A 23,301-nucleotide genomic window follows, 5' to 3' on the forward strand; every position below is an offset into this window, starting at 1 on the left:
GCGGTGGTCATCCACCGCCCCTTTTTCTTTGCGGTCCGCCGCTTCACTGCGGGACGGAGAAGACGATCGGGATCGTCACCTCGCCGCCGGCCGTGGGCTGGCCGTCCAGGGTCTTGGGCTGCATGCGGAAGATCTGGCTGAGCTGCAGGGCCGCCTCGCCGAAGGCGTAGGGACCTTCGCTCTGCCGCAGGACCCGGCAGTTCTCGAGATCGCCCGTGACGGCGACGGTGCAGGTGATCATCGCCCGGCCGCCGGCCTTGGCCGCGGCCGCGTCGGCCGGATAGTAGCGGGCCAGGTCGTTGCCGTCGGGCTTCTGGGCCCAGTCCGGACGGGTGATCACGGCCGGTTCGACGGCCGGGGCCGGGTTGGCGGCCCAGACCGCGCCGGCGCCGGCCGAGGCGACCAGGGCGACCAGGGCCAGGCCGGCCTTGCGGCGCAGCGGCGTGAGGGAGGCGGCGTTCAGCATGGTCAGTCTCTCCTTCAGGGGATGGGGCCCCGCCGCCGGCCAATGGCAGCCGAGCGGGGCGGTCTTGGCCGTCAGCACGGTGCTGAGCAGCGTTTCGGCGTAAAGGCGGCGGGCATGCGGATGGCGTTCGATCACCGCCGCGTCGCAGGCGATCTCCTGGTCGACGCGCAGGGCCCGGGCGCCCAGGTGGACCAGCGGGTTGAACCAGCACAGGCATTGCAGGGCGACGACCAGGCCGTTGATCGCCGCGTCGCCGCGCCGCAGGTGGACGGCCTCGTGGGCCAGGACCAGGACGCGGGCCTCGCCGGTGAAGCGCGCCTCGAAGTCGGCCGGCACGACGATGCGCGGCCGCAGGGCGCCCAGCACCAGCGGGCCGGCGTCCACATGCTGGCCGCGCAGCACGGCCGGTTCGCCGTCCAGCGGCGTCAGGGCGCCGACGGCGCGGACGAACCTGGCCTGGCGCAGGGCCAGCAGGGCGAGGGCCGCCAGCGCGCCGGCCGCCCACAGGATCAGCAGAAGCAGCGGCAGGGCGGGCGCCTTGGCCGCGGCGGGGGCGACGGTCCTGGCGGCCGTGGCGGCGAACTCGACGGCCGGGGCCATCACCGTGGTCGGCGCGTGGACCGGAAGCAGGCTGACCAGGGCGCACAGCGGCGCGGCCAGCCACAGCGCATAGGCGGCCAGCGGCCCGAACCGCCGGCGGACCGGCTGGCGCAGCAGCAGCACCGCGACGATCGTGGCGGCCAGGGCGAGGTTGGCGCGGGTCAGCGCCTCGAGAAAAGTCGAGATCATGGGGCCGCTCATTTGGCGATCCTGTCGACCAGCGCCTTCAGCTCGGCGATGTCCTCGTCGGTCAGCTTGCCGGCGTCCGAGAACTGGGTGACCAGCGGCGCCAGCCGGCCGTCGAACAGGCGGTCGAGCAGGCCCTGGCTTTCGGAGGCCACGTAGTCGCCCCGGGCGACCAGCGGCGCGTATTGGTAGCGACGCCCCTCGGGGGTGGCCCCGACGGCCTTCTTCTTCACCAGGCGGCTGAGCAGTTGCTTGACCGTACCCTCGGTCCAGCCGTTGGGCTCGCCGACCTGCGCGATGATCGCCTCGGAGGTCAGCGGGTTCTTCCGCCACAACGCCTCCATGATGACGCTTTCGGCCGAACTGATCTTCATGACGGACCCCACCGATGACGTTTGTCAACGATGCGTTGTTGACAGTTGTCATCATAGTGGTCAACCGGTGTTTTGTAAGTTTCGTCTTCTCAGATATCCCGTCATTCCCGCCCTTGTGGCGGGAACCCCTCTGTCAGTCGCACGGGCGGGTGGGGCGGATTGCTGAGCAGCCCGCTGGCGCTTCACGTGCGAGCCGAACCAGGGTTTCCCGCCACAAGGGCGGGAATGATGGGAGCATTGGGCGTCAGGTTCTACCGCGAGACGCGGTCCAGGAAGCCGACGATCCCCGCCGCCAGGCTGGGTTCCATGACCGCGCTCATGTGGTCGCCGGGCACGCGCCGGGCGCGGCCGTCGGGGAGCATGCCGGCCAGGGCCTCGGCCGAGCCGTTGTCGTCGTCGCGCTGGCCGGCGATGACCAGGGTCGGGACGTCGATGCGGGCGATGGCCTCGGCGGGGGTGGGCACGAACGCGTTCAGCACGCCCAGCATGGCTTCGGGCTTGAGGTTTCCGGCCGCCATCATCGCCTGTACGCGGCGTCCGGCGCGGGGATCCTTGGCCTGGTCGCCGTTGCGGATGGCGTCCTCGAACATCGCCGCCCGCTCGCCCGCGCCCATCAGGCCCGAGGCGCCCATGCCGGCCAGAACGAGCCGTTCGGGGCGCGCGCCGCGCACCATCATCCGCACCGCCGTGCGCGCGCCCAGCGAATAGCCGACGAGGTCGTAGTCGGTGAGATGCAGGTGCGAGACCAGCGCCTGCTGGTCCATGGCCAGCACGTCGGCGGGCCAGGCGGCCGGGTCGCTGGGGGCGTCCGAGCGGCCGTGCCCGCGCAGGTCGGGCGCGATCACCTTGCGGCCCGCGCCGACCAGGGCCTGGGCGATGCCGGGCAGGAACCAGTTGCTCTCGGCGCTGGCCAGGAAGCCGTGCAGCAGCAGGGTCGGCCAGCCCTCGCCCAGGGTGCGGTAGGCGATGGAGACGCCGTCGAAACTCTGGAATCGCTGGACCGGAAGCATGGCGTCACAATCCGCGCGGACGCACCGTTCGTCCAGACTCTCGATTTCGTCACGAGGGACGACTACATCGGCGCCATGACCCGTCACATCCCCCTGCAAGGCGTCGAGAACTTCCGCGACTACGGCGACTACGCCGCCGGCGGAGGGCGGATGAAGCGCGGCCTGCTGTTCCGCGCCGCCCACCAGGCCGACGCCACCGACGCCGACCTGGAGGCGATGGGCGCGCTGGGCCTGGTCACCGTCGTCGACCTGCGCCGCGCGCCCGAGCGCCAGCGCGAGCCGTCGCGGCGGTGGACGGGCTTCCGCGCCCAGGTGATCGACAACGACCTGGGCGGCGAAGGCGACGATCCCTGGCTGGCCTTCCTGCGCGGCTGGGACCATTCGGAGGCCGACCTGCGCGGCTACATGGTCGAGTCCTATCGCCGCAAGCCGTTCACCCCGCGCCACGTCGACCTGTTCACCCGCTATTTCGCGGCGCTGGCGCAGGCCAAGGGGCCGGTGCTGATCCACTGCGCCGCCGGCAAGGACCGCACGGGCCTCCTGGCCGCCCTGACCCATCACCTGGCCGGCGTGTCGCGCGACGACCTGGTCGAAGACTACCTGGCCACCAACGATCCCGAGCGCTACGCCCGCATCGGCGAGCGGATCGGCCGCTACCTGGCCAGCTACACCGGCTCGGTCCCGTCGGAAGCGGCGATCCGCGCGGCCCTGGCGGTGGAGGCCGAGTACATCCTGGCCTCGATCGAGGCCATCGAGGCGGCCCACGGCTCGGTCGACGCCTATCTGGAGACGGTGCTGGGCGTCGACGCCGCCGCCCGCAAGGCGATCCTGGCCCACGTCCTGGCCTGAAGGCGATTTTCGCGTCTTGATGAAGAGGACGTGACAAACCGACGTTCGCGGGCGAGGCTCCGCTTCAGGGCCGCGTCAGACGGCCCGCAGCAGGGCGGATACCATGAGCGAGGTCTTGGACGGCGCGCCCGCGCGCCTGGGCGTCGAGCAGGCGGTTGCGCGAAAACCGCTGAACCGGGGCGGATGGTCCTGGGTGCTGCACCAGGGCTCGCGCGACGTCTACGTGGTGCTGGTCACCATCTACATCTTCGCCCCCTACTTCTCCGGCGTGCTGGTCGGCGACCCGGTGCGGGGCCAGGCGATCATGGCCCAGATCGCCACCACCTACGGCCTGATCGTCGCCCTGACCGCCCCGATCCTCGGCGCGGCCGTCGAGAAGTACGGGCCGCGCAAGCCGCTGGCGGCGACCCTGCTGACCCTGATGCTGCCGATGCTGATCGTCCTGTGGTGGGCGACGCCGGCCGGCGGGCTGCCACTGGCGGCGACGGCCGGGGCCCTGATCGTGCTGGGCGTGGCCTACAACTGGGGCGACGTGGCCGCCAACTCCCTCTTGCCGCGCGCGGCCGCCGAGCCGGGCCAGGCCTCGCTGCTGTCGGGCCTGGGCTACGTGTTCTCCAACGGCCTGTCGGTGCTGATGCTGATCGTCATGCTGTGGGGCTTCGTGCTGCCGGGGCAGGTCGACTGGCCGGGGATCCCCAAGGCGCCGCTGCTGGGGCTGTCGACCGGCCATCACGAGCCCAGCCGGCTTTCGGGACCGCTGTCGGCGCTGATCATGGCCCTGGGCGCGATCCCGTTCCTGCTGTGGACGCCGGACGCGCCGCGCACGGGCCTGGGCGTCGGCGCGGCGTTCAAGGCGGGACTGGCGCTGCTGAGCGACACTTTCGCCAACCTTCGCGGCCATCGCGACGTGGCGACCTTCCTGGCCACGCGGATGCTCTATTGCGACGGCATGACCGCGCTCCTGGTGTTCGGCGGGCTGTTCGCGGCCGGGGTCATGGGCTGGGGCGCGCTGGAGATGCTGGTCTACGGCGTGTCGCTGAGCCTGGTCGGGGCGCTGGGCGGCTTCCTGGCCCCAAAGCTCGACCGGCTGCTGGGACCCAGGCGCGCCGTGCAGGTCGAGATCGCCGGCTGCCTGGCCGCCCTGATCTGTCTGCTGGGCATGCGGCCCGATCGCATCCTCTACGTCTTCGCCTACGACCCGGCCGGTCCGGCCGTGTGGGACGGGCCGATCTACCGCACCCTGCCCGAGCTGTTCTACGTGGGGCTGGGCCTGATCATCGCCGTCTGCGTCACCGCCCAATACGCCTCGAGCCGGACGCTGCTGGTGCGCCTGGCGCCGCCCGACCGCACGGCGGCGTTCTTCGGGCTGTACGCCCTGTCGGGCACGGCGACGGTGTGGCTGGGCTCGGCCCTGGTGGCGGCGGCCACGACCCTGTTCCACAGCCAGGTCGCCGGCTTCGTGCCGATCGTCGCCCTGATGGCCCTGGGCGCCCTTGGCCTGTTCGCCGTGCGCGGCGGCGGGCGCGAGGCTTGAGGCGCGCGCGCGACGCGCCTATCACCCGCCGATGCGCGACGTCGCCCTCATCGCCGCCCCGTGGCGCGACCCACTGTGGGCCGCGGCTCCCTTCCGGGACGAGCCGTTCGCCTGCGCCCTCCTGTCGGGCGGTCCGGGCGAGCGGTGGTCCTACCTGCTGCGCGCGCCCGACCAGACCCTGACCCTCGCGCCGGACGATCGGCGCGACCCGTTCGCGGCCCTGGCGGACATGATCGGCCCGGCCCTGCCGAGCGATCCCGAAGGCCCCCCGTTGCAGGGCGGCGTCGTCGGCTTGGCCGCCTACGAGCTGGGCGACTGGATCGAGGCGCTGGACCTGGCGCGCGGCGACTGGCCCGACCTGGTCTGCGCCCGCTATCCGGCCCTGCTGGCCTTCGACCACCTGCAGCGCGCTGTGGTCGCCGTCGGGCGAGGCGAGGGGGCCGCGCAGGCGCGGGCCCGCGCCCAGGCGGCGCTGGCCTGGCTGGACGCGCCGGCCCGCGATCCCTTCGAGGGGCGGCTGTGCGCGGCGCTGCAGGCCGAGCCGCCCGCCGCCTACGAGACGGCGGTGGCGGAAGTGGTCGAGCGGATCGTGGGCGGCGAGATCTTCCAGGCCAACATCGCCCGGGCCTGGCGCGGCCGCCTGGCGCCGGGCGCGGACCCCTTCGACCTGTTCGCCCGTCTGCGCTGCGCCAGCCCCGCCCCGTTCGCCGCCTATCTGCGGTTGGAAGGGCGGGCGATGGTGTCGAACTCGCCCGAGCGGTTCCTCAAGGTGCGCGGCGGCGAGATCGAGACCCGGCCGATCAAGGGCACCCGGCCGCGCGGCGCGGATCCCGCCCAGGACCGCGCCCTGGCCTTCGAGCTGTCGGCCAGCGCTAAGGACCGGGCCGAGAACCTGATGATCGTCGACCTGATGCGCAACGACCTGGCCAGGGTCAGCCCGCCCGGCAGCGTGCGCACGCCGCAGCTGTTCAAGGTCGAGACCTTCGCCAACGTCCATCACCTGGTCTCGACGGTGGAGGGGCGGCTGAAGCCGGGGCTCGGCGTTCCCGACCTGCTGCGGGCGACCTTCCCGCCGGGCTCGATCACCGGGGCGCCCAAGGTGCAGGCCATGAAGGTGATCGCTGGGCTGGAGGGGCCGCGCGGTCCCTATTGCGGCTCGCTGTTCTGGGCCGGCTTCGACGGGGCCTTCGAGTCCAGCGTGCTGATCCGCACCGTGGCCCTGGCGGCCGAGGGCGACGGCTGGCGGCTGGAAGCCAAGGCCGGGGCGGGCATCGTCGCCGACAGCGATCCGCTGGCCGAGCGGCTGGAGACCGAGGCCAAGATCGACGCCCTGCGCCGGGCGCTGACCGGGGAGGGGGCATGATCCCGCCGAACGATCGCGGCCTGCTGCTGGGCGACGGGCTGTTCGAGACCCTGCTGGCGGTCGACGGCGCGGTTCGCCACCTCGAGGCGCATCTCGACCGCATGGCGGCCGGCTGCGTGGCGCTGGGCCTGCCGGACCTGGATCGCGAGGCGGCTCGCGGCCTGGTCCGGGCCGCGCCGGGCGAGGCGGGGCTGACCGCCGGCCGCGCCGCCGTGCGCCTGACCCTGACCGCCGGCTCGGGCGGGCGCGGACTGGACCGGCCCGACGCGCCGGTCTGCGTGCTGCTGGCGTCGTGCGCGCCCGCGCCGCCGGCCGGAGCTCCGGCCCGCGCCGTGGTCGCCGGCGTTCGCCGCAACGAGGGCTCGCCGGCTTCGCGGCTGAAGACGCTGTCCTATCTCGACAACGTCCTGGCCCGCGCGCAGGCGCGGCGGGCCGGCGCGGACGAGGCCCTGATGCTGAACAATCGCGGCTGGCTGGCCTGCGCCTCGGCGGGAAACCTGTTCTGGCTGGAGGGCGGCGTGCTGGCGACGCCGGCCCTGGACTGCGGCGTGCTGGCCGGCCTGGCGCGGGGGCGGGTGATGGCCGCGGCCGGCGCCTTGGGCCTGGAGGTGCGCGAGGCGCATGCCGGGATCGAGGCCCTGGCCACCGCCGACGCGGTGTTCCTGACCAACAGCCTGACCGGGGTGCGGCCGCTCGTGTCGCTGGACGGCCGGGCCCTGGGCGAGGATCCGCACGTGGCGGCGCTGGCCGCCCAGGTCGGCTAGAGCCTTTTAGCCTCACACGGAAACATGTGAGGCGTCTAAAAAGGCTCTAAATCAAACATCTGGAGCGCGTTAGTCGGCGAAGCCGCGCAGACTTTCGCCTGACGCGCTCTAGGTCTTCGACCACTCCACCGTTTCGGTGCGGCGCGGGCGCAGATAGTAGGTGCGCCGGAAGGTGAACGAGGCGTTGTTGAGGCTGACGGTCGGCTTGTAGTCGTAGCTGGTCGTGCTGATGATCACGCTGCTGCTGGCCGGCAGCACGCTTTCGGGCACGTCGGTCACCACGGCCGCGGCGGCCGGGCAGTTGGTCGGGCTGTTCTTGGGCGAGACCCAGGCCACGGTGTCCTTGCCCTTGGTGTCGGACGTCACGCTGTAGAGGCACAGGCGCATGGGCGAGGCCGGGAACGGCTTCATGACCGCCAGGCTGATGTTGTAGATGTCGTTGACCCGGGTCTGGTTGATCTGGCCGTTCTGGGCGGCCATGTCGCCGATCAGCGAGGTGGCGTGGAACAGGCGCCGCTGGGCCATCATCGCCTGGGTCAGCTCGGCCATGCCGAAGTAGAACACCAGCAGCAGCGGCGCCAGCAGGGCGAACTCGACGGCGACGGCGCCGCGGACGTCGCGGGCGAAGCGGGAACGGCGCGGGATCATGCGGGGCAGCTCACGCTGGCGGCCGAGCTGCTGTTGTAGGGCTCGTTGGCGAAGGCGGTGGTGAAGCCGAGGGTCGCCTTGCCGTTGGCCGTCTGCATGATCGGCTTCAGCAGCGGGGTGATCAGCGGCCAGTCGTAGTAGGCGCGCACCAGCACCAGCGAGCTGGGCCCGCCCGGATCCCAGCAGGGCGTGTCGGGCGTGGTCAGGCTGCTGGTCGAGGTGAAGGTCGAGACCGTGCGCACGTCGACGCGCAGGCGTCCGGTGCAGCCGCTCTGCAGCCAGCTCATGCGCCCGCAGATCTTGGTCCGGAACGCGGCGGCGGAGTTGTCGCTGGAGGTCTGGACCTGGCCGGTGCGGATCTCGCGGCCGGAGTCGATGACCGCGTTCTCCAGCACCATCGACGCGAAGAAGATCAGCGCCAGCTCGATCAGGCCGAAGAACAGCAGCAGGAACGGCGCCAGCACCAGGGCGAACTCGACGGCGGTCGCGCCGTCTTCCGCGCGCGCGAAGCGGCCCAGCCGACGGCGGGCGGCCAGCTTCAGGCGGTCTTTGAGCGAAACGGGAAGCTTCCCCATGCGGCGGTCCGAGTTTGCGACGTGGCGAACCATAGCGCCCGCTCCCTAACCGCGCCCTAATCGATCGCCGCGCGCGCTCACGCGCGTACGCGGGATTTCCGGATCAGGGTTGGCCGGGCGCCGGGGCCGGTTCGGCGGCGGTCAGGGCGATGCAGCGGCTGTCGCAGGCGTAGGCCGAGGCGCTGGCGCCGCGCTGGACGGTCACGGCGTCGGCGGAGACGTCGGTCACCAGCACCTGGCCGCCGGCCAGCGAGCGGCCCTGGGCGTCGAAGGCGAACAGCGTGGTCACGCCCACGCGCTTGCCCAGGATCACCAGGGTGCGGTCGTTGACGACGCTGACGTCGGCGATCTGCGGATCGCCGACGACGATCTCGCGGGCCGAGCCGCCCAGCGGAATGGTGGTCGCCTGGCCCGCGGCCACGGTCATGGTGCGCGAAGCAGGGGCGGTCGGGGCGGCCGCCTGGGCCGCCACGGCGGCGCCGCAGAGGCTGAAGAAGGCGGCGATGGCGAGCGAGAGGCGGCGCATGGCGGTCCTGTCGGAGCGAAATCTGTGACCTCACCCTGACGAAGAATGGTCAATAAAAACCTAAGATCGTCCAGCGTGCGACAAGCTGTACGTTTCAGAATCCCTTGAGCAACAACGGATTTTCGCCTGTTGATCGCCCCTTGGTTAAGCGTTCGTAATGGTAAACTCAAATAAACCAAAAGAAAAATCGACAGAAAGTTCCGATGTTTACTGGCGATTAATCGAGGTGGGCGAATTTGATCGTGTTTTCGGGGGTGAACAAGTCGCCATGGCTTGCCGGCCCAGCCAAGTTTTCTCAGCAGGAGATCAAGTCATGTCGAAGTTTGTCACGCGCTTCCTGAAGGACGAGTCGGGCGCCACGGCCATCGAATACGGCCTCATCATCGCCCTCATCTCGGTGATCATCGTCGCCGCTTTCGGCGTCCTGAAGGGCGGCCTGGAAAGCGCCTTCGACAGCACCGCCGAAACCCTGAAGAACCCGAACCCGTAAGCCGCGGGCCGGAAGGGGAGACGTCCAATGGTTCGGCTGTTCGGTCGCTTCCTGAAGGACGATCGCGGCGCCACCGCTGTGGAGTACGGCCTCATCGCCGCTCTGATCAGCGTCATGGTCGTCGCCGTCATCCCCCTGCTCGGACCGCCTTTGGAGGCGCTTTTCAAAGGGACGGGCGACCGTCTCCAAAGCGCCGGCCACTAAAGGGCGACAAGCCGAGAGGCTGCTAAGTCAAGGGCCGCGACATTCCGATGTCGCGGCCCTTTTCTTTGTCCGTCGAACAGGCGTCTTTCGCGTCTCCGGACGGTCTAGTCCGGAAACCATTGCTTCATCGGCGGCGACTAGACTGGCGAACGTTCAGGATCGAGAACCGCCATGCAAAGCCTGCAAATCCTTCCGCTGATCGTCTTCGCCGGCCTGGCCGTCGTCGCCGGCCTGAAGGACGCCACCAGCTACACCATCCCCAACTGGATCTCGCTGGCGCTGATCGCGGCCTTTCCGGTCGCCGCCGTCGTGGGCGGGATCGGCTGGACCGCGGCGGGCCTGTCGCTGGCCGTGGGCCTTGGCCTGCTGCTGGTCGGCATGACCATGTTCGCGCTGCGCTGGGTGGGCGGCGGCGACGCCAAGCTGCTGGCGGCCTGCGCGCTGTGGATGGGTCTGCCCGGCCTCGCGCCGTTCCTGCTGACCACGGCCCTGGCCGGCGGCGCCCTGACCATCGGCCTGATGAGCCTGCGCTCGGGGTGGCTGGCCCCCGTGATCGCCGGCGGCCCGGCCTGGGTGCGCCGCCTGGGCGACAAGAAGGGCGACGTCCCCTACGGCGTGGCCATCGCCGCCGGGGCCCTGGCGGCCCTGCCCAGCAGCGTCATCGGCCAGGCCTTGCTCAACTGACCGCGACCGGCTCCCGGCTTTCGGGAGTCCGCGTCAGGCTGTCGCGGCCGGAACCCGCATTCCACGGGGCTTCCTTTAGCGGCTGTTAACCATGGGCGCCGCAGTTTGCGATGCGGCCAGAACGGCTGTTCGATCCCAGCGTCCGGCGGAGTGAAGCTCTCCAGGCGCGCCGAACCCGTCCTGCCGACGCCAGAGCTCCGCCGCGCATGAACCCTGTCAGAATCATCATCGTCCTGGTCGCCGCCGTCTCGGCGATCGGCCTGGCCGTGCTGATGCAGAAAGCCATGGGCGGCAAATCCGCCAGATCAGAGGCCGTCGCCTCGGCGCCGACCGCGCCGTCGCTCGACGCCAAGCCGATGACGCTGGTGCTGGTCGCCAAGCGCGACCTGGCCATCGGCACGCGCCTGACCAAGGACGACGTCGACTGGAAGGCCTGGCCGGCCGACGCCGTCAGCCCTGTCTACATCACCAACGGCGCGGCCCCTGTCGAACCCGCCACCGGCGCGGCCAAGGTCGTCAAGACCGCCACCGACGCGGCCGGCGTGCTGGGCGGCGCCCCGCCCGAGGCCGCCGTCGAGGGCGCGATCGTCCGCGACCCGCTGCTGGCCGGCGAGCCGATCGTGCCGCGCAAGATCGTCCGCGGCGGCGAGGGCGGCTACCTGTCCGTCGTGCTTTCGCCCGGCGCCCGCGCCATGGCCGTTCCCGTCACCTCCGAGACCGCCGCCGGCGGCTTCATCCTGCCGGGCGACCGCGTCGACGTGCTGATGAGCCGCGACGCGTCCAACGCCGACACCAGCGGCGGCAAGCAGGTGATCGCCGAGACCGTGCTGCAGAACATCCGCGTCCTCGCCCTCGACCAGGCCACCGCCGCCGAGAAGGACGCCAAGACCATCGTCGCCGCCACCGCCACCCTCGAGGTGCGTCCGGGCGAGGCCGAGGCGCTGACCCGCGCCAAGGCGTCTGGTCCCGTCACCCTGGCGCTGCGCGCCTACACCGACCTGGGCGGCCCCTCCGGCGTCGCCGCCGCTCCGACCCAGGATTCCACGGTCATCCGCATCAATCGCGGCGGACAGACCTCCAGCATTTCGGTGCGCCAATGACCCGCCGGTTCGCCTCTCTCCCGCTCACGGCCTCGCTGGCCGTCCTGACCGCCCTGGCGCCGGCCGCGACGGCCTTCGCCGACGGCTATGCCGGCGACCGCGTCTACCGCCCGGCCCGCGCCACGCCGCGCGCGCCGGCTCCGGTCGTGACCTACGCAGCCCCGCCGGTCGCCGACCAGGTGCTGCGGGTCGACCTGACCGCCGGTCCCGACGCCCGGACGCTGAACCTGCCGCGCGGCAAGTCGGCGATCATCGAACTGCCGGTCGACGTGCGCGACATGCTGGTGACCAACCCGCAGGTGGCCGACGCCGTGCTACGCAATCCGCGCCGGATCTACGTGCTGGGCGTGGGCAAGGGCTCGACCGACGCGGTGTTCTTCGACGCCGCCGGCCGCCGCCTGCTGTCCCTGGCCATCCGCGTCGACGAAGACTCCGGCCTGCTGCAGGACACCCTGCGCAAGGTGCTGCCCGACTCCCGCATCGAGGTGCAGCCGGTCCGCGACAGCGTGATCCTGACGGGCACGGTGGCCAACGCCGGCGACGCCAGCAAGGCCGCCCTGGTGGCCCAGCAGTTCGTGGGCAAGCCCGAACTGGTGGTCAACATGCTCAGCATCGCCGGCAAGGACCAGGTGATGCTCAAGGTTCGGATCGTCGAGGTCCAGCGCAACATCATCAAGCAGCTGGGCGTCTCGACCAGCAACCTGCTCAACGACGGCTTCAAGACCTACAGCCTGGGCCGCACGAACACCTTCGCGGTCAATGGCGGCATGGTCGGCGGCCTGGACGCCTGCTACGGCCGCAACAACATCCGCACGACGAACTATTCCAACAACGCCTCGGTCACCAACCAGGGCAGCGTGACCAGCGGCAACACCACCTCTACCGGCAGCTCGGTCTCCACGACCGTGGAATCCACCGATCCGCTGACCGGCGCCACGACCACCACGACCACCACGGCCGCCGGCCCGACGTCGACGAGCGGCACGAGCAACTCGCTGACGGGCATGATCTCCAGCGCCGCGAGCACCGCCTACAGCATGGCGACCGGCAACAACCTCAACGCCTGTCTTCAGGCCTTCGAGCGGGTGGGCCTGGTGCGCACCCTGGCCGAACCCAACCTGACCGTCGTGTCGGGCGAGGCGGGCAAGTTCCTGGCCGGCGGCGAGTTCCCGGTGCCGACCGGCAGCGACGACACCGGCCGGGTTACCATCGAGTTCAAGCCCTACGGCGTGGGCCTGGGTTATACGCCCGTGGTGATGTCGGGCGGCCGCATCTCGCTGAAGCTGTCGACCGAGGTGTCGGAGCTGTCGAGCCTGGGCGCCTTCACCGTCGGTTCGGGAACCTCCTCGACCCTGGTGATCCCGGGCCTGTCGGTGCGCCGCGCCGAGACGACCGTCGAGCTGCCCTCGGGCGGCGCCCTGATGATCGCCGGCCTGCTGCACCAGCAGACCAAGGAGAACATCGACTCTCTGCCGGGCATGACGTCGCTGCCGATCCTGGGCTCGCTGTTCCGGTCGCGCGACTACCTGAACGGCGAGACCGAGCTGGTGGTGATCATCACCCCCTACATCGTCGACCCCACCCGGCCGCAGGACCAGCAGACGCCGGCCGACGGCCTGCGGATCGCCGGCGACATGAGCACGGTGCTGCTGGGCCGCCTGAACAAGGTGGTCAAGGCCCCGCCGGGCGCCAACTCCGAGCGGACCTACCAGGGTCCGGTCGGCTACGTGATCGAATGAGGACGCGGACCATGACGCGAGCCAACACCCTTCGCGCGATCCTCGCCGGCGCCGGGCTGCTGACCCTGGCGGCCTGCGCCACGACGGGCGAGCAGGGCCCCGCCCCGCTCACCTCGACCACGCAATGGACCGACAAGGTCAAGGTCACCGCCGCGCCCGACGAGGTGCTGCTGGCCGTCCACGCCGAGGGCCTGTCGCCCCGGCAGGTCCAGGCGCTCGACGGCCTCCTGGCCCGGTTCAACGAGGCCGAGGCCAGGGAGCTGGTGGTGCTGGCGCCGGTCGGCGGGCCCGAGGCTCCGGCCGCGGGCCGCATGGCGGCCGCCGCGCGCGCCTACCTGATCGACGCGGGCGCGCCGCGCTTCGCCGTACGCATCGACTCCTATCCGGCCGACGGCGACAAGGCGCCGCCGCTGCGCGTCGGCTATCTGCGCCACACGGCCGAGATCCCGCGCTGCGGGACCTGGGGCAACCTGACGGCGACCCGCGACAACGACGCCTACGGCAACTTCGGCTGCGCGGTCACCGCCAACATGGCCGCCCAGGTGGCCAATCCCGCCGACCTGCAGGGCCCGCGTCGCGAGGATCCCGCCGACGCCATGCGCCGCGGCGTGGTGATGGAAAAGTATCGCGCCGGCCAGATGACCGCCTCGCAGAAAGACACCCAATCCGACGGCGCCGTTTCTCGGGTGGTGAAATGACGACCTTCCGGACCACCGATCCCGATCCCTTCGACCTGGGCTTCGAGGCCGACGACGAGTTCGCGCCGGCCGCCGGCGACGCCTGGCGGACCGCGCCGGCGCCCGCGTCGGCGGCCGTCGATCCGTTCGCCGACTTCCCGCCGGCCCGTCCCCGTTCCGAGCCTCGTCCGGAGGCCCGGGCCGAGCCCGCGCCCGGTCTGGCCAGCCTGGCGTCCAACCCGTTCGCCGATCTGGCCCCGCCGGTCATGGAGGCGCTCCGCCCCACGCCGGCCGTCGCGCCCGAGCCCGCGCCGCCGGCCGTCGACTGGACCGTCTCAGCCCATGACGACGCCCTGCCGGGTGTCGACGCCGGGGTCGGCGAGGCCAGCGTGCCGCGCATCACCATCCACGCCTTCGGCGTCCGCGCCGAGACCCTGGCGGTCATCGAGGCCGCGGCGGCCGACCGCCGCATGGCCCGCGCCTCGGTCGTCGCCCGTTCGGGCGGCCTGGAGGCGGCCGTCGATTTCTACCAGAACCAGCCGACCCCCTCGCTGGTGCTGGTCGAGACCATGGACTCGGCCCAGCGCATGCTGGCGCTGCTGGACGGCCTGGCTCAGGTCTGCGACCCGGGCACCAAGGTCGTGGTCATCGGCCAGACCAACGACATCGCCCTCTATCGCGAGCTGATGCGTCGCGGGGTCAGCGAGTACCTGACCCAGCCGCGCAGCCCGCTGCAGGTGATCCGCGCGGTCACCGCCCTCTATTCGGATCCGTCGGCGCCCTTCGTCGGCCGCCAGGTGGCCTTCGTCGGCGCCAAGGGCGGGGTGGGCTCGTCGACCCTGGCCCACAATTTCGCCTGGTCGATGGCCGAGCGGATGGAAGCGGCCACGGTCATCGTCGACCTCGACCTGCCGTTCGGCACGGCCGGCCTCGACTTCAACCAGGACCCGCTGCAGGGCGTGCTCGACGCGCTGAGCCAGCCCGAGCGCCTGGACCCGGTGCTGATGGACCGCATGATGGTCCGCTGCGGCGACCGCCTGTCGCTGCTGGCCGCCCCGGCCACGCTGGAGCAGGACTACGACATCGGCGCCGATGCCTACGAGGAGGTGACGCAGAAGATGCGCGGCGCCGCCCCGTTCGTGGTGCTGGACATGCCGCATGGCTGGGCGCCGTGGACCCGCAGGGTGCTGGTCGGCAGCGACGATCTCGTCATCGTCGCCACGCCGGATCTGGCGTCCCTGCGCAACGCCAAGAACATCGTCGACCTGGTGCGCCAGGCCCGTCCGAACGACATCCCCCCGCGCCTGGTGCTGAACCAGGTGGGCGTGCCGGGCCGTCCCGAGATCCCGGTCAAGGATTTCGGCGAGGCCCTGGGCGTGACGCCGTCGCTGGTGCTGCCGTTCGATCCCAAGCTGTTCGGCCAGGCGGCCAACAACGGCCAGATGGTCGCCGAGGTGGCGCCCAAGTCGAAGGCGGCCGAGGGCGTCGACCACCTGGCGCGGCTGATCAGCCGTCGCGAGGCGCCGGCGGCGACCAAGTCGGCCTCGATCCTGTCGGGCCTGTTCAAGAAGAAGTAGGGGCGAATGTTCGGCAAGCGCGATCAGGCCACCGTCACCGAGCGCCAGGCGCCGCCGCCCGCCCCTGCCGGCGGGACGGCCATCGCCACGCGCCCGCAGCGCGTCGATCCGGCCGTGCCCGCGCCCGCCGCGCCGGCCAAGCCGTCGGCCGCGCCCAAGGCCACCCAGGGCCTCGAGCAGCTGCGCTCGGCCCAGGGCCAGCCCCAGACCGCCACGATCGTCCGTGAGCAGAGCGACTACTACCACGCCACGAAGACCACGATCTTCAACGCGCTGCTCAACACCATCGACCTGTCGCAGCTGGCCCAGCTGGACCAGAAGGCCGCCGCCGAGGAGATCCGCGACATCGTCGCCGAGCTGGTGGCGATCAAGAACGTCTCGATGTCGGTCTCCGAGCAGGAGCACCTGGTCCAGGACATCATCAACGACGTCCTCGGCTACGGCCCGCTGGAGCCGCTGCTGGCCCGCGACGACATCGCCGACATCATGGTCAACGGCGCGCACCGGGTGTTCATCGAAGTCGCCGGCAAGGTGCAGCTGACCAACGTCCGCTTCCGCGACAACCTGCAGCTGATGAACATCTGCCAGCGGATCGTCAGCCAGGTCGGCCGCCGGGTCGACGAAAGCTCGCCGATCTGCGACGCCCGCCTTCCCGACGGCAGCCGCGTCAACGTCATCGCTCCGCCCCTGGCTCTGGACGGTCCCACCCTGACCATCCGGAAGTTCAAGAAGGACAAGCTGACGATGAAGAACCTGGTGGAGTACGCCTCCATCAGCCCCGAGGGCGCGCGCGTCCTCGGCGTCATCGGCGCCTGCCGCTGCAACGTCATCATCTCGGGCGGCACCGGCTCGGGCAAGACCACCCTGCTCAACACCATGACCGCCTTCATCGATCCCACCGAGCGGGTCGTGACCTGCGAGGACGCGGCCGAACTGCAGCTGCAGCAGCCGCACGTGGTGCGCCTGGAAACCCGTCCGCCGAACCTGGAGGGCCAGGGCTCGGTGACGATGCGGGATCTGGTGAAGAACTGCCTGCGGATGCGTCCCGAGCGCATCATCGTCGGCGAAGTCCGCGGACCCGAGGCGTTCGACCTGCTGCAGGCCATGAACACCGGCCACGACGGCTCGATGGGCACGCTGCACGCCAACAGCCCGCGCGAGGCCATCAGCCGCGTCGAGAGCATGATCACCATGGGCGGCTACGGCCTGCCCTCCAAGACGATCAAGGAGATGATCGTCGGCTCGGTCGACGTCATCATCCAGGCCGCCCGCCTGCGCGACGGCAGCCGCCGCATCACCCACGTCACCGAGGTGGTCGGGCTGGAAGGCGACGTCATCGTCACCCAGGACCTGTTCGTCTACGAGATCACCGGCGAGGACGAGAACGGCAAGGTGCTGGGCAAGCACCGCTCGACCGGCATCGCCCGGCCCCGCTTCTGGGACCGCGCCCGCTACTACGGCCTCGAGCGCGAGCTGGCCGAGGCGCTGGACGCGGCTGAGTAGGGCGGCGCCATGTTCATCCTGATCGCGGTCCTGGGCTTCATCACCATCGCGGGGCTCGGCTTCGTGCTGACGGGCGGCGGCGAGAGCGCCGGCGCCAAGGCGACCAAGCGCGCCCAGGTGATCGTCGGCGGCGGCGAGCGCCAGGCCGCGGCGCGGGCCAAGGTCGCGGCCAACACCCCCGACGCCCGCCGCAAGCAGATCCTCAAGACGCTTAAGGAGCAGGATCGCAGGCAGAAGAAGGCCACACTGACGATCGCCGCCCGCCTGCGCGCCGCGGGCCTGGGCGAGAACGTCAAGATGTTCTGGATCATCAGCGGCGTGCTGGGGGTGTTCGTCACCCTGATCCTGCTGGTGGCCCGCCAGATGCCGCTGGTCGCCCTGGGCGCCGGCTTCGCCGCCGGCTTCGGCCTGCCGCGCTGGGTGATCGGCTTCCTCGGCAAGCAGCGCACCAAGAAGTTCATCGACGCCTTCGCCGACGCCATCGACATCATCGTCCGGGGCATCAAGTCGGGCCTGCCGGTTCACGACTGCCTGAAGATCATCGGCAAGGAGAGCCCCGAGCCCCTGGCCGGCGAGTTCCGCATGCTGACCGAGAACATCGCCATGGGCATGCCGCTGGATAGCGCGCTCGAGCGGCTCTACGAGCGGATGCCCACCGCCGAGGTGCGGTTCTTCGCCATCGTGCTCAACATCCAGCAGAAGACCGGCGGCAACCTGGCCGAGGCGCTGGGCAACCTGTCGACGGTGCTGCGCTCGCGCAAGCTGATGGCCGAGAAGATCAAGGCGCTGTCGGCCGAAGCCGTGGCCTCGGCCTTCATCATCGGCTGCCTGCCGCCCGGCGTGATGATCCTGATCACCGTCATCGCCCCCGACTACATGATGACCCTGTTCACCGACCTGCGCGGCCGCCTGATGCTGCTGGTCGCGGCGTTCTGGATGGGCATGGGGATCTTCATCATGCGCCGCATGATCAACTTCAAGTTCTAGGGGGCGCGCATGGTCGAGATGCTGACGGATCCTTCGAACCTGCTGACCGGCTTCGTGGCGCTGGTGGTGTTCGCCACCATCATCACGCTGGCCGCGCCCGTGATGAGCAACAACGGGCTGGAGAGCCGGCTGAAGTCGGTGGCCAACCGCCGCGAGGAGCTGCGTCGCCGCTCGCGCGCGGCCCTGGTCCAGAAGGGCGGTACGAGCTCAAGCCTGCGCCACAGCGACGAGGGCATGTACAAGACCATCGTCGACCGGCTGCAGCTGTCGAAGCTGCTGGAGGACCCCAAGGTCGTCGACAAGCTGGCCCAGGCCGGCTTCCGCGGTCCCAAGCCGGTCTCGACCTTCTATTTCTTCCGCTTCGTGATGCCGTTCGCCTTCGCCCTGATGGCGGCGATCTACCTGTTCGGGACCAAGGGCTTCGACCTGCAGATGGTGCAGAAGCTGGCGATCTGCGTCGGGGCCCTGACCGTGGGCTATTACGCGCCCAACCTCTACATCGAGAACGCCGCCCAGAAGCGCCGCGAGTCGATCGTCGCGGCCTTCCCCGACGCGCTGGACCTGCTGCTGATCTGCGTCGAGAGCGGCATGTCGATCGAGGCGGCGATCCAGAAGGTCAGCAACGAGGTCGGCGCCAGCTCGATGGAGCTGGCCGAGGAGCTTTCCCTGCTCACCGCCGAGCTGTCGTACCTGCCCGACCGCCGCCTGGCCTACGAGGGCCTGGCCCGCCGCACCAACCATCCGGGCATCAAGTCGGTGGCCACGGCCATGATCCAGGCCGAGCGCTACGGCACGCCGCTGGGCGCGGCCCTGCGGGTAATGGCCAAGGAAAACCGCGAGCTGCGCCTGTCGGCCGCCGAGAAGAAGGCCGCCAGCCTGCCGCCCAAGCTGACCGTGCCGATGATCGTGTTCTTCCTGCCGGTGCTGTTCATCGTCATCCTCGGCCCGGCGATCCTGAAGATCTCCGACACCATGGCCAAGAAGCCGATCGGCTGAGGTCGCCCCCGAAAAGGCGACCCTCGCCGGCGCAGGTTCCCGGCGAGGGTCAGTCAGGGGAACGGATCAGCCCGCCAGGCGCGTCTCGGGTCGGCCCAGGAAGGCGGCGTGGCTAGGCAGGCAAGCGGCCGTGCGGGCGGCGATGCGCGCAAGATCGTCCAGCCAGCCGTCGACCTGGCCGTCGGCGGCCACGGCGGTCATCGGGTGGGCGGCGGCCGGCGTCACGCCCTGGCCCAGCAGCACCTGCACCCAGCTGCTTTCCTTGAAGAGGTCCGCGTCGCGGCTGAAGACGCGGCCGGAGCTCGCGAACAGGGCCATGCGCTCGGCCAGGGTCTCGGGAACCTCCATCGCCTTGCGGCTGGCCCAGAACGGCGTGTCCTCGCGCTCGGTGGCCTTGTAGTGCAGCACCAGGAAGTCGCGGATGCGGGCGTATTCGTCGGCGGTCTGACGGTTGAATTCGCCGGCCAGCAGCGGGTCGAAACCCTTGTCCGGGAACAGCGCCAGCAGCCGCGCCAGCCCCGACTGCACCAGGTGGATGCTGGTCGATTCCAGCGGCTCCATGAAGCCGGCGGCCAGGCCCAGGGCCACGACGTTGCGGTTCCAGCTCTGCTTGCGGCGGCCGGTGACGAAGGTCAGCAGGCGTGGCTCGGCCAGGGCCTCGCCTTCCAGGTTGTCCATCAGCGTGCGGACGGCGGCGTCCTTGTCGGTCCAGGCGCTGGAGAACACGTGGCCGTTGCCGGTGCGGTGCTGCAAGGGGATGCGCCACTGCCAGCCGGCGTCGCGGGCCCAGGCGCGGGTGTAGGGAACCGGCGGGGCGGCGTCGCGGCTGGGAACGGCCCAGGCGCTGTCCATCGGCAGCCACGCGCGCCAGTCCTCGTAGCCCGACCGCAGCGCCTCCTCGATCAGCAGGCCCCTGAAGCCCGAGCAGTCGACGAAGAGCTCGCCCTCGACGCGGCGCTCGCCCTCCAGCGTCACGGCGCGCAGGAAGCCAGTGTCGCCGTCCTGGTCGACGCCGACGATGCGGCCCTCGATGCGCGTGACGCCTCGGGCCTCGGCATGGGCGCGCAGGTGATGGGCGTAGAGGGCGGCGTCGAAATGATAGGCCCAGGTCAGCGGTTCGGCGCCCGACTGGGCGGGATCGGGCGGCGTGCGGCCGAAACGCCCGGCGCGGGCGGCCAGGGCGTTGGCCGACCAGGCCCAGAAGTCGTCGCCAGCCGTTCCGCGCCGGCAGGCGTCCAGCCAGTAGTGGTGGAAGGGCGTGGTTCCCAGAGGGCGGCCGACGGGGCCGAAGGCGTGCATGTAGCGGTGGCCCGGGCGCAGCCAGTCGACGAACTCGATGCCCAGCTTGATCGTGCCCTCGGTCGCCCGCAGGAAGGCGTCCTCGTCCAGGCCCACGAAGGCGTTGAAGTTGCGCAGCTGCGGGATCGAGGCCTCGCCGACCCCGACCGTGCCGATCGCCTCGGACTCCACCAGGCTGATCGCGACGCCGGGGCCAAGAGCCCTGGCCAGCATGGCCGCGCTCATCCAGCCGGCCGTGCCGCCGCCGACGATGACGATCCTGCCGATGCGGTTGTCCGCCATGGCGTGCGTCCTTCTCTCCCTACAGAAAGCAAAAAGCCCCGCCGGCGGACCGGCGGGGCTCTTCGGGGCGGGCCTAGAACTTGTAGGCGACGCCGAACATGTAGGTGGTGCCGTACTTCTGGTAGTCGATGGTCCGGCGCTTATCGCCGTTCTCGTAGGTCTTGAACGGCTCGTCGGTGATGTTGTTGGCCTGCAGCATCAGCGACAGACCCTCGAAGCGGCCCTCGCGGAACTCGTAGCCGATCTGGGCGTCGAGCACCGACTCGGCTCCCACCGTGCGGTAGATACGGGCAGCCGACAGGCCGGCGACCTCGCCCAGGAACTTGCCGCGATAGCGGTTGCTGATCCGGGCGTTGAAGCCGTTGTTCTCGTAGTAGAACGTGGTGTTGACCACCTTCTTCGACAGGCCGGGCATGTCGATCGGGTCCATGTCGTCCTCAAGCTTCACTTCGCTGTCGGTCAGCGAGGCGCTGAACTGCAGGCCGAAGTGGCGCAGGGGCTCCCACAGCAGGTCGCCCTGCAGCGAGGTCGAGAACTCGACGCCGCGGATGTAGCCGCCCTTGCCGTTGTCGGGACCGGTGACCAGGCCGACCGTGGTGCCCAGCTGCTGCTGCTGGGTGGGGGTCAGCAGGTAGGTGAAGGCCGCGAAGTCCTTGTAGCTCGAGGAGTTCGAGTTCACGTAGTTCGACAGCTTCTTGTAGTAGGCGGCCACCGAGACGTAGGCCGAGCGGCCGAAGTACTTCTCCAGCGAGACGTCGATGCCGTCCGAGATATACGGGCGCAGGCGCGGGTTGCCGCCGTTGGCGCTGAAGTACGACTGGCTCGGGTTGGTCGAGGTCAGATAGGCCGGGTTCTGGTTGAACGACTGGCTGGCGCGCAGTTCGTCCATCCGGGCGCGGGCCAGGGTGCGGGCCAGGCCGACGCGCAGCAGGGTCTCGTTGCTGAGGTCGAAGGTCAGGTTCAGGCTCGGCAGGACGTAGGTGTACTTGTCGCCGTCGTCGGTCGACATCGGGTTGGCGACGTCGTTCGGGTTGACGGCCACGCCGGTCGAGAACTGGTCGGTGTGGACGACCTGCAGGCCGGCGTTGCCCTTGACCGGGATCGAGCCCAGCGTGCTGTCGATGCCGAACTTGGCGTAGGCCAGGTGGACCTCTTCGCGCACCGACCAGTTGCGGGTCTGCACGGCGGGGTTCTGGTCGGCGATCAGGGTGTAGACGCCGTTGTTCAGCAGATACATCGGGTCATAGGCCAGCATGCTCTTGATGCCGATCATGTCGAGGCTGACCGTGCCGATGATCGCCGCGGCCGGGATGGCCCGGCTGGTCGGCGCGCCGTCGGCGATGCGGCCGCCGAACGTCAGGAAGCTTTCGTGCACTTCCTTGGACTTCTCGCGCAGGCTGCCGTTGTAGGCGATCTCGACGCTGCTGATCGGGCCCCAGGACAGATCGCGCTTGGCGGCCAGCTTGATGGCCTTCAGTTCGTCCTCGATCTCCGGGGTGTTGTAGAAGCCGGCCTGGGTCAGCGCCCCGCCGGCCGCGCCCGCGCCCCAGCCCTGCGGGTCGGTCAGCACGATCTGGTTGGGGTTGGCGTAGTCCAGCGTCGAGCTGAACATGGTGCCGGCGCCGGGCGTGGTGGTGAAGCTCAGGGTGTCGGTCGCGCCGACGCCGCTGGGGCCGGTGCCCGAATAGGACTCGAAGATCACGTCCTTGCGCTCGGCGTGCGACCAGGAGAGGTCGGCGATCGCCGTCCAGCCGTTGTCGAACGTGTAGGCGGTGTTCCAGCCCAGCGAGGCCAGCTTGGCGTTGCGGGTGTTGAGGTCGTTGCGCATCACGCCCTTGACCCCGGTGTAGGCGCCCGAGGTCACGAAGCCGTCGGTGACGGTGTAGCCCGGCTGCAGCGTGGCCGAGCTCCAGTAGAGCGGCAACTCGATGCCGCGCAGGATCTGCTTTTCCTTGAACTCGGAATAGTAGGCGTCGAGCGAGGTGTGGAACTTGTCGTTCGGCTTGTACTCGAGCACGCCGATCACGCCGGTGCGCTTGAGGTTGTTCGACTGGTTGTAGGGCTTGGCGCCGCCGATCACCAGGTCGTTGGCCGCGCCGGTGGTGGGGTAGCCCCAGGCGTTGAAGCGGCGGCTCTGCGTGGGCGAGGAGATGTGCGAGACCGAAACGGCCACGCCGACGGTGTCGTCGGCGAACTGGTCGACGAAGGTGGCGCTGAAGCGGCCGCCCTTGTCCTTGGCGTCGGGGTTCAGCTTCTTTTCGCCGTTCATCTCGTAGCGGGCGTTGGCCGAGATGACCGTCTTGCCGTAGTCGAGCGGGCGGATCGTGCGCAGGTCGACGGTGGCGGCCAGGCCTTGGCCGATGACGCCGGCGTCCGGCGTCTTGTAGACGACCACGCCGCTGAGGATTTCCGACGGATACTGGTCGAACTCGACGCCGCGGTTGTCGCCGGTCGAGACCTGCTCGCGGCCGTTCAGCAGCACGGTGTTGAAGTCGGGGCCCAGGCCCCGGACCGAGATCTGCTGGGCGCGGCCGTCGAGGCGCTGGGCGGTCAGGCCGGGCAGGCGGGCCAGGGATTCGGCGATCGAGGTGTCGGGCAGCTTGCCGATGTCTTCGGCCGAGACCGTCTCGACGATCGAGCTCGAGGCCTTCTTCAGGGCGATCGAGTTCTCGATCGAGGCCCGGATGCCGGTGACGGTGATTTCCTCGACGGTGGTGTCCTGCACCGGAGCGGCGGCGTCCTGCGCCTGGGCCGCGCCCGCCGTGACCAGCAGCGCCAGGCCCGTACCGCCCATCAGCGCCGCGCGGCGCAGTTTGAATCGGATATCCATGATCCTCCCTCCCTAAGTCGGTCCGCGCGGTTCCGCCG

At 70.4% G+C, this 23,301-nt stretch carries 22 protein-coding genes; 14 read left to right on the plus strand and 8 right to left on the minus strand.

The window, feature by feature from the left end; all coding sequences use genetic code 11:
• Positions 1-43 precede the first annotated feature (43 nt).
• From C1707_RS07780 to C1707_RS07790, 3 genes are all read right to left on the minus strand, one after another.
• Positions 44-1,267 (minus strand): TonB family protein, encoded by a 1,224-nt coding sequence (locus tag C1707_RS07780; RefSeq protein WP_240633888.1) that lies wholly within the window; start codon positions 1,265-1,267, stop codon positions 44-46.
• A complete protein-coding gene (locus C1707_RS07785; protein ID WP_101714017.1) occupies positions 1,264-1,626 on the minus strand; it encodes a BlaI/MecI/CopY family transcriptional regulator in 363 nt (120 codons plus the stop codon). Before C1707_RS07785 ends, C1707_RS07780 begins: the two co-directional genes overlap by 4 nt.
• Positions 1,627-1,877: 251 nt before the next feature.
• Entirely contained in the window at positions 1,878-2,636 is a 759-nt protein-coding gene (locus tag C1707_RS07790) for an alpha/beta fold hydrolase (RefSeq protein WP_101714016.1), read from the minus strand.
• Between the two features lie 75 nt (positions 2,637-2,711).
• Between C1707_RS07790 and C1707_RS07795 the strand changes: the two genes are divergently transcribed.
• The 4 genes from C1707_RS07795 (at position 2,712) to C1707_RS07810 (ending at position 7,146) form a co-directional block, all read left to right on the plus strand.
• Positions 2,712-3,485: a tyrosine-protein phosphatase gene (locus tag C1707_RS07795; protein ID WP_101714015.1), complete on the plus strand. Its 774-nt coding sequence runs from the start codon at positions 2,712-2,714 to the stop codon at positions 3,483-3,485.
• A gap of 103 nt (positions 3,486-3,588) precedes the next feature.
• Positions 3,589-5,019, plus strand: coding sequence for an MFS transporter (locus tag C1707_RS07800; protein ID WP_101714014.1), 1,431 nt, complete (start codon positions 3,589-3,591; stop codon positions 5,017-5,019).
• A gap of 31 nt (positions 5,020-5,050) precedes the next feature.
• A complete protein-coding gene (gene pabB, locus C1707_RS07805; RefSeq protein ID WP_101714013.1) occupies positions 5,051-6,382 on the plus strand; it encodes an aminodeoxychorismate synthase, component I in 1,332 nt (443 codons plus the stop codon).
• A complete protein-coding gene (locus C1707_RS07810) occupies positions 6,379-7,146 on the plus strand; it encodes an aminotransferase class IV (protein WP_101714012.1) in 768 nt (255 codons plus the stop codon). The genes pabB and C1707_RS07810 overlap by 4 nt, the downstream gene beginning before the upstream one ends.
• A 108-nt stretch (positions 7,147-7,254) precedes the next feature.
• On the opposite strand, the gene C1707_RS07815 is transcribed toward C1707_RS07810, so the two are convergent.
• The 3 genes from C1707_RS07815 to C1707_RS07825 form a co-directional block, all read right to left on the minus strand.
• Positions 7,255-7,794: a TadE/TadG family type IV pilus assembly protein gene (locus tag C1707_RS07815; RefSeq protein WP_101714011.1), complete on the minus strand. Its 540-nt coding sequence runs from the start codon at positions 7,792-7,794 to the stop codon at positions 7,255-7,257.
• Entirely contained in the window at positions 7,791-8,369 is a 579-nt protein-coding gene (locus C1707_RS07820; RefSeq protein ID WP_101714020.1) for a TadE/TadG family type IV pilus assembly protein, read from the minus strand. Before C1707_RS07820 ends, C1707_RS07815 begins: the two co-directional genes overlap by 4 nt.
• A gap of 103 nt (positions 8,370-8,472) precedes the next feature.
• The gene (locus tag C1707_RS07825) at positions 8,473-8,895 is read right to left on the minus strand and encodes a pilus assembly protein N-terminal domain-containing protein (protein ID WP_101714010.1); all 423 of its coding nucleotides are present in this window, start codon (positions 8,893-8,895) and stop codon (positions 8,473-8,475) included.
• A gap of 313 nt (positions 8,896-9,208) precedes the next feature.
• Here C1707_RS07825 and C1707_RS07830 point away from each other — a divergent pair, with 313 nt between their 5' ends.
• From C1707_RS07830 to C1707_RS07875, 10 genes are all read left to right on the plus strand, one after another.
• Positions 9,209-9,385 (plus strand): Flp family type IVb pilin, encoded by a 177-nt coding sequence (locus tag C1707_RS07830; protein ID WP_101714009.1) that lies wholly within the window; start codon positions 9,209-9,211, stop codon positions 9,383-9,385.
• A gap of 27 nt (positions 9,386-9,412) precedes the next feature.
• Entirely contained in the window at positions 9,413-9,589 is a 177-nt protein-coding gene (locus tag C1707_RS07835; protein WP_101714008.1) for a Flp family type IVb pilin, read from the plus strand.
• A gap of 171 nt (positions 9,590-9,760) precedes the next feature.
• Positions 9,761-10,273 carry an A24 family peptidase gene (locus tag C1707_RS07840; RefSeq protein WP_101714007.1) on the plus strand — a complete coding sequence of 171 codons (513 nt, stop codon included), beginning with the start codon at positions 9,761-9,763 and terminating at the stop codon, positions 10,271-10,273.
• Between the two features lie 206 nt (positions 10,274-10,479).
• Positions 10,480-11,373, plus strand: a complete 894-nt coding sequence (cpaB, locus tag C1707_RS07845; RefSeq protein WP_101714006.1) for a Flp pilus assembly protein CpaB — start codon at positions 10,480-10,482, stop codon at positions 11,371-11,373.
• A complete protein-coding gene (locus C1707_RS07850; RefSeq protein WP_101714005.1) occupies positions 11,370-13,112 on the plus strand; it encodes a type II and III secretion system protein family protein in 1,743 nt (580 codons plus the stop codon). Before cpaB ends, C1707_RS07850 begins: the two co-directional genes overlap by 4 nt.
• A gap of 11 nt (positions 13,113-13,123) precedes the next feature.
• Entirely contained in the window at positions 13,124-13,810 is a 687-nt protein-coding gene (locus C1707_RS07855) for a CpaD family pilus assembly protein (protein WP_101714004.1), read from the plus strand.
• A complete protein-coding gene (locus tag C1707_RS07860) occupies positions 13,807-15,366 on the plus strand; it encodes a CpaE/TadZ family protein (protein WP_101714003.1) in 1,560 nt (519 codons plus the stop codon). The genes C1707_RS07855 and C1707_RS07860 overlap by 4 nt, the downstream gene beginning before the upstream one ends.
• Before the next feature lie 6 nt (positions 15,367-15,372).
• Positions 15,373-16,869 (plus strand): TadA family conjugal transfer-associated ATPase, encoded by a 1,497-nt coding sequence (locus tag C1707_RS07865; RefSeq protein WP_101714002.1) that lies wholly within the window; start codon positions 15,373-15,375, stop codon positions 16,867-16,869.
• A 9-nt stretch (positions 16,870-16,878) separates the two neighbouring features.
• Positions 16,879-17,856, plus strand: coding sequence for a type II secretion system F family protein (locus C1707_RS07870; protein WP_101714001.1), 978 nt, complete (start codon positions 16,879-16,881; stop codon positions 17,854-17,856).
• Positions 17,857-17,865: 9 nt separating this feature from the next.
• Positions 17,866-18,852, plus strand: a complete 987-nt coding sequence (locus C1707_RS07875) for a type II secretion system F family protein (protein WP_101714000.1) — start codon at positions 17,866-17,868, stop codon at positions 18,850-18,852.
• 66 nt (positions 18,853-18,918) lie between these two features.
• On the opposite strand, the gene C1707_RS07880 is transcribed toward C1707_RS07875, so the two are convergent.
• Both C1707_RS07880 and C1707_RS07885 read right to left on the minus strand, forming a co-directional pair.
• Positions 18,919-20,433 (minus strand): tryptophan halogenase family protein, encoded by a 1,515-nt coding sequence (locus tag C1707_RS07880; RefSeq protein WP_101713999.1) that lies wholly within the window; start codon positions 20,431-20,433, stop codon positions 18,919-18,921.
• Between the two features lie 73 nt (positions 20,434-20,506).
• The gene (locus tag C1707_RS07885) at positions 20,507-23,263 is read right to left on the minus strand and encodes a TonB-dependent receptor (protein ID WP_101713998.1); all 2,757 of its coding nucleotides are present in this window, start codon (positions 23,261-23,263) and stop codon (positions 20,507-20,509) included.
• Between the last annotated feature and the right edge of the window lie 38 nt (positions 23,264-23,301).

The organism is Caulobacter flavus, from assembly GCF_003722335.1.
Lineage (GTDB): Bacteria > Pseudomonadota > Alphaproteobacteria > Caulobacterales > Caulobacteraceae > Caulobacter > Caulobacter flavus.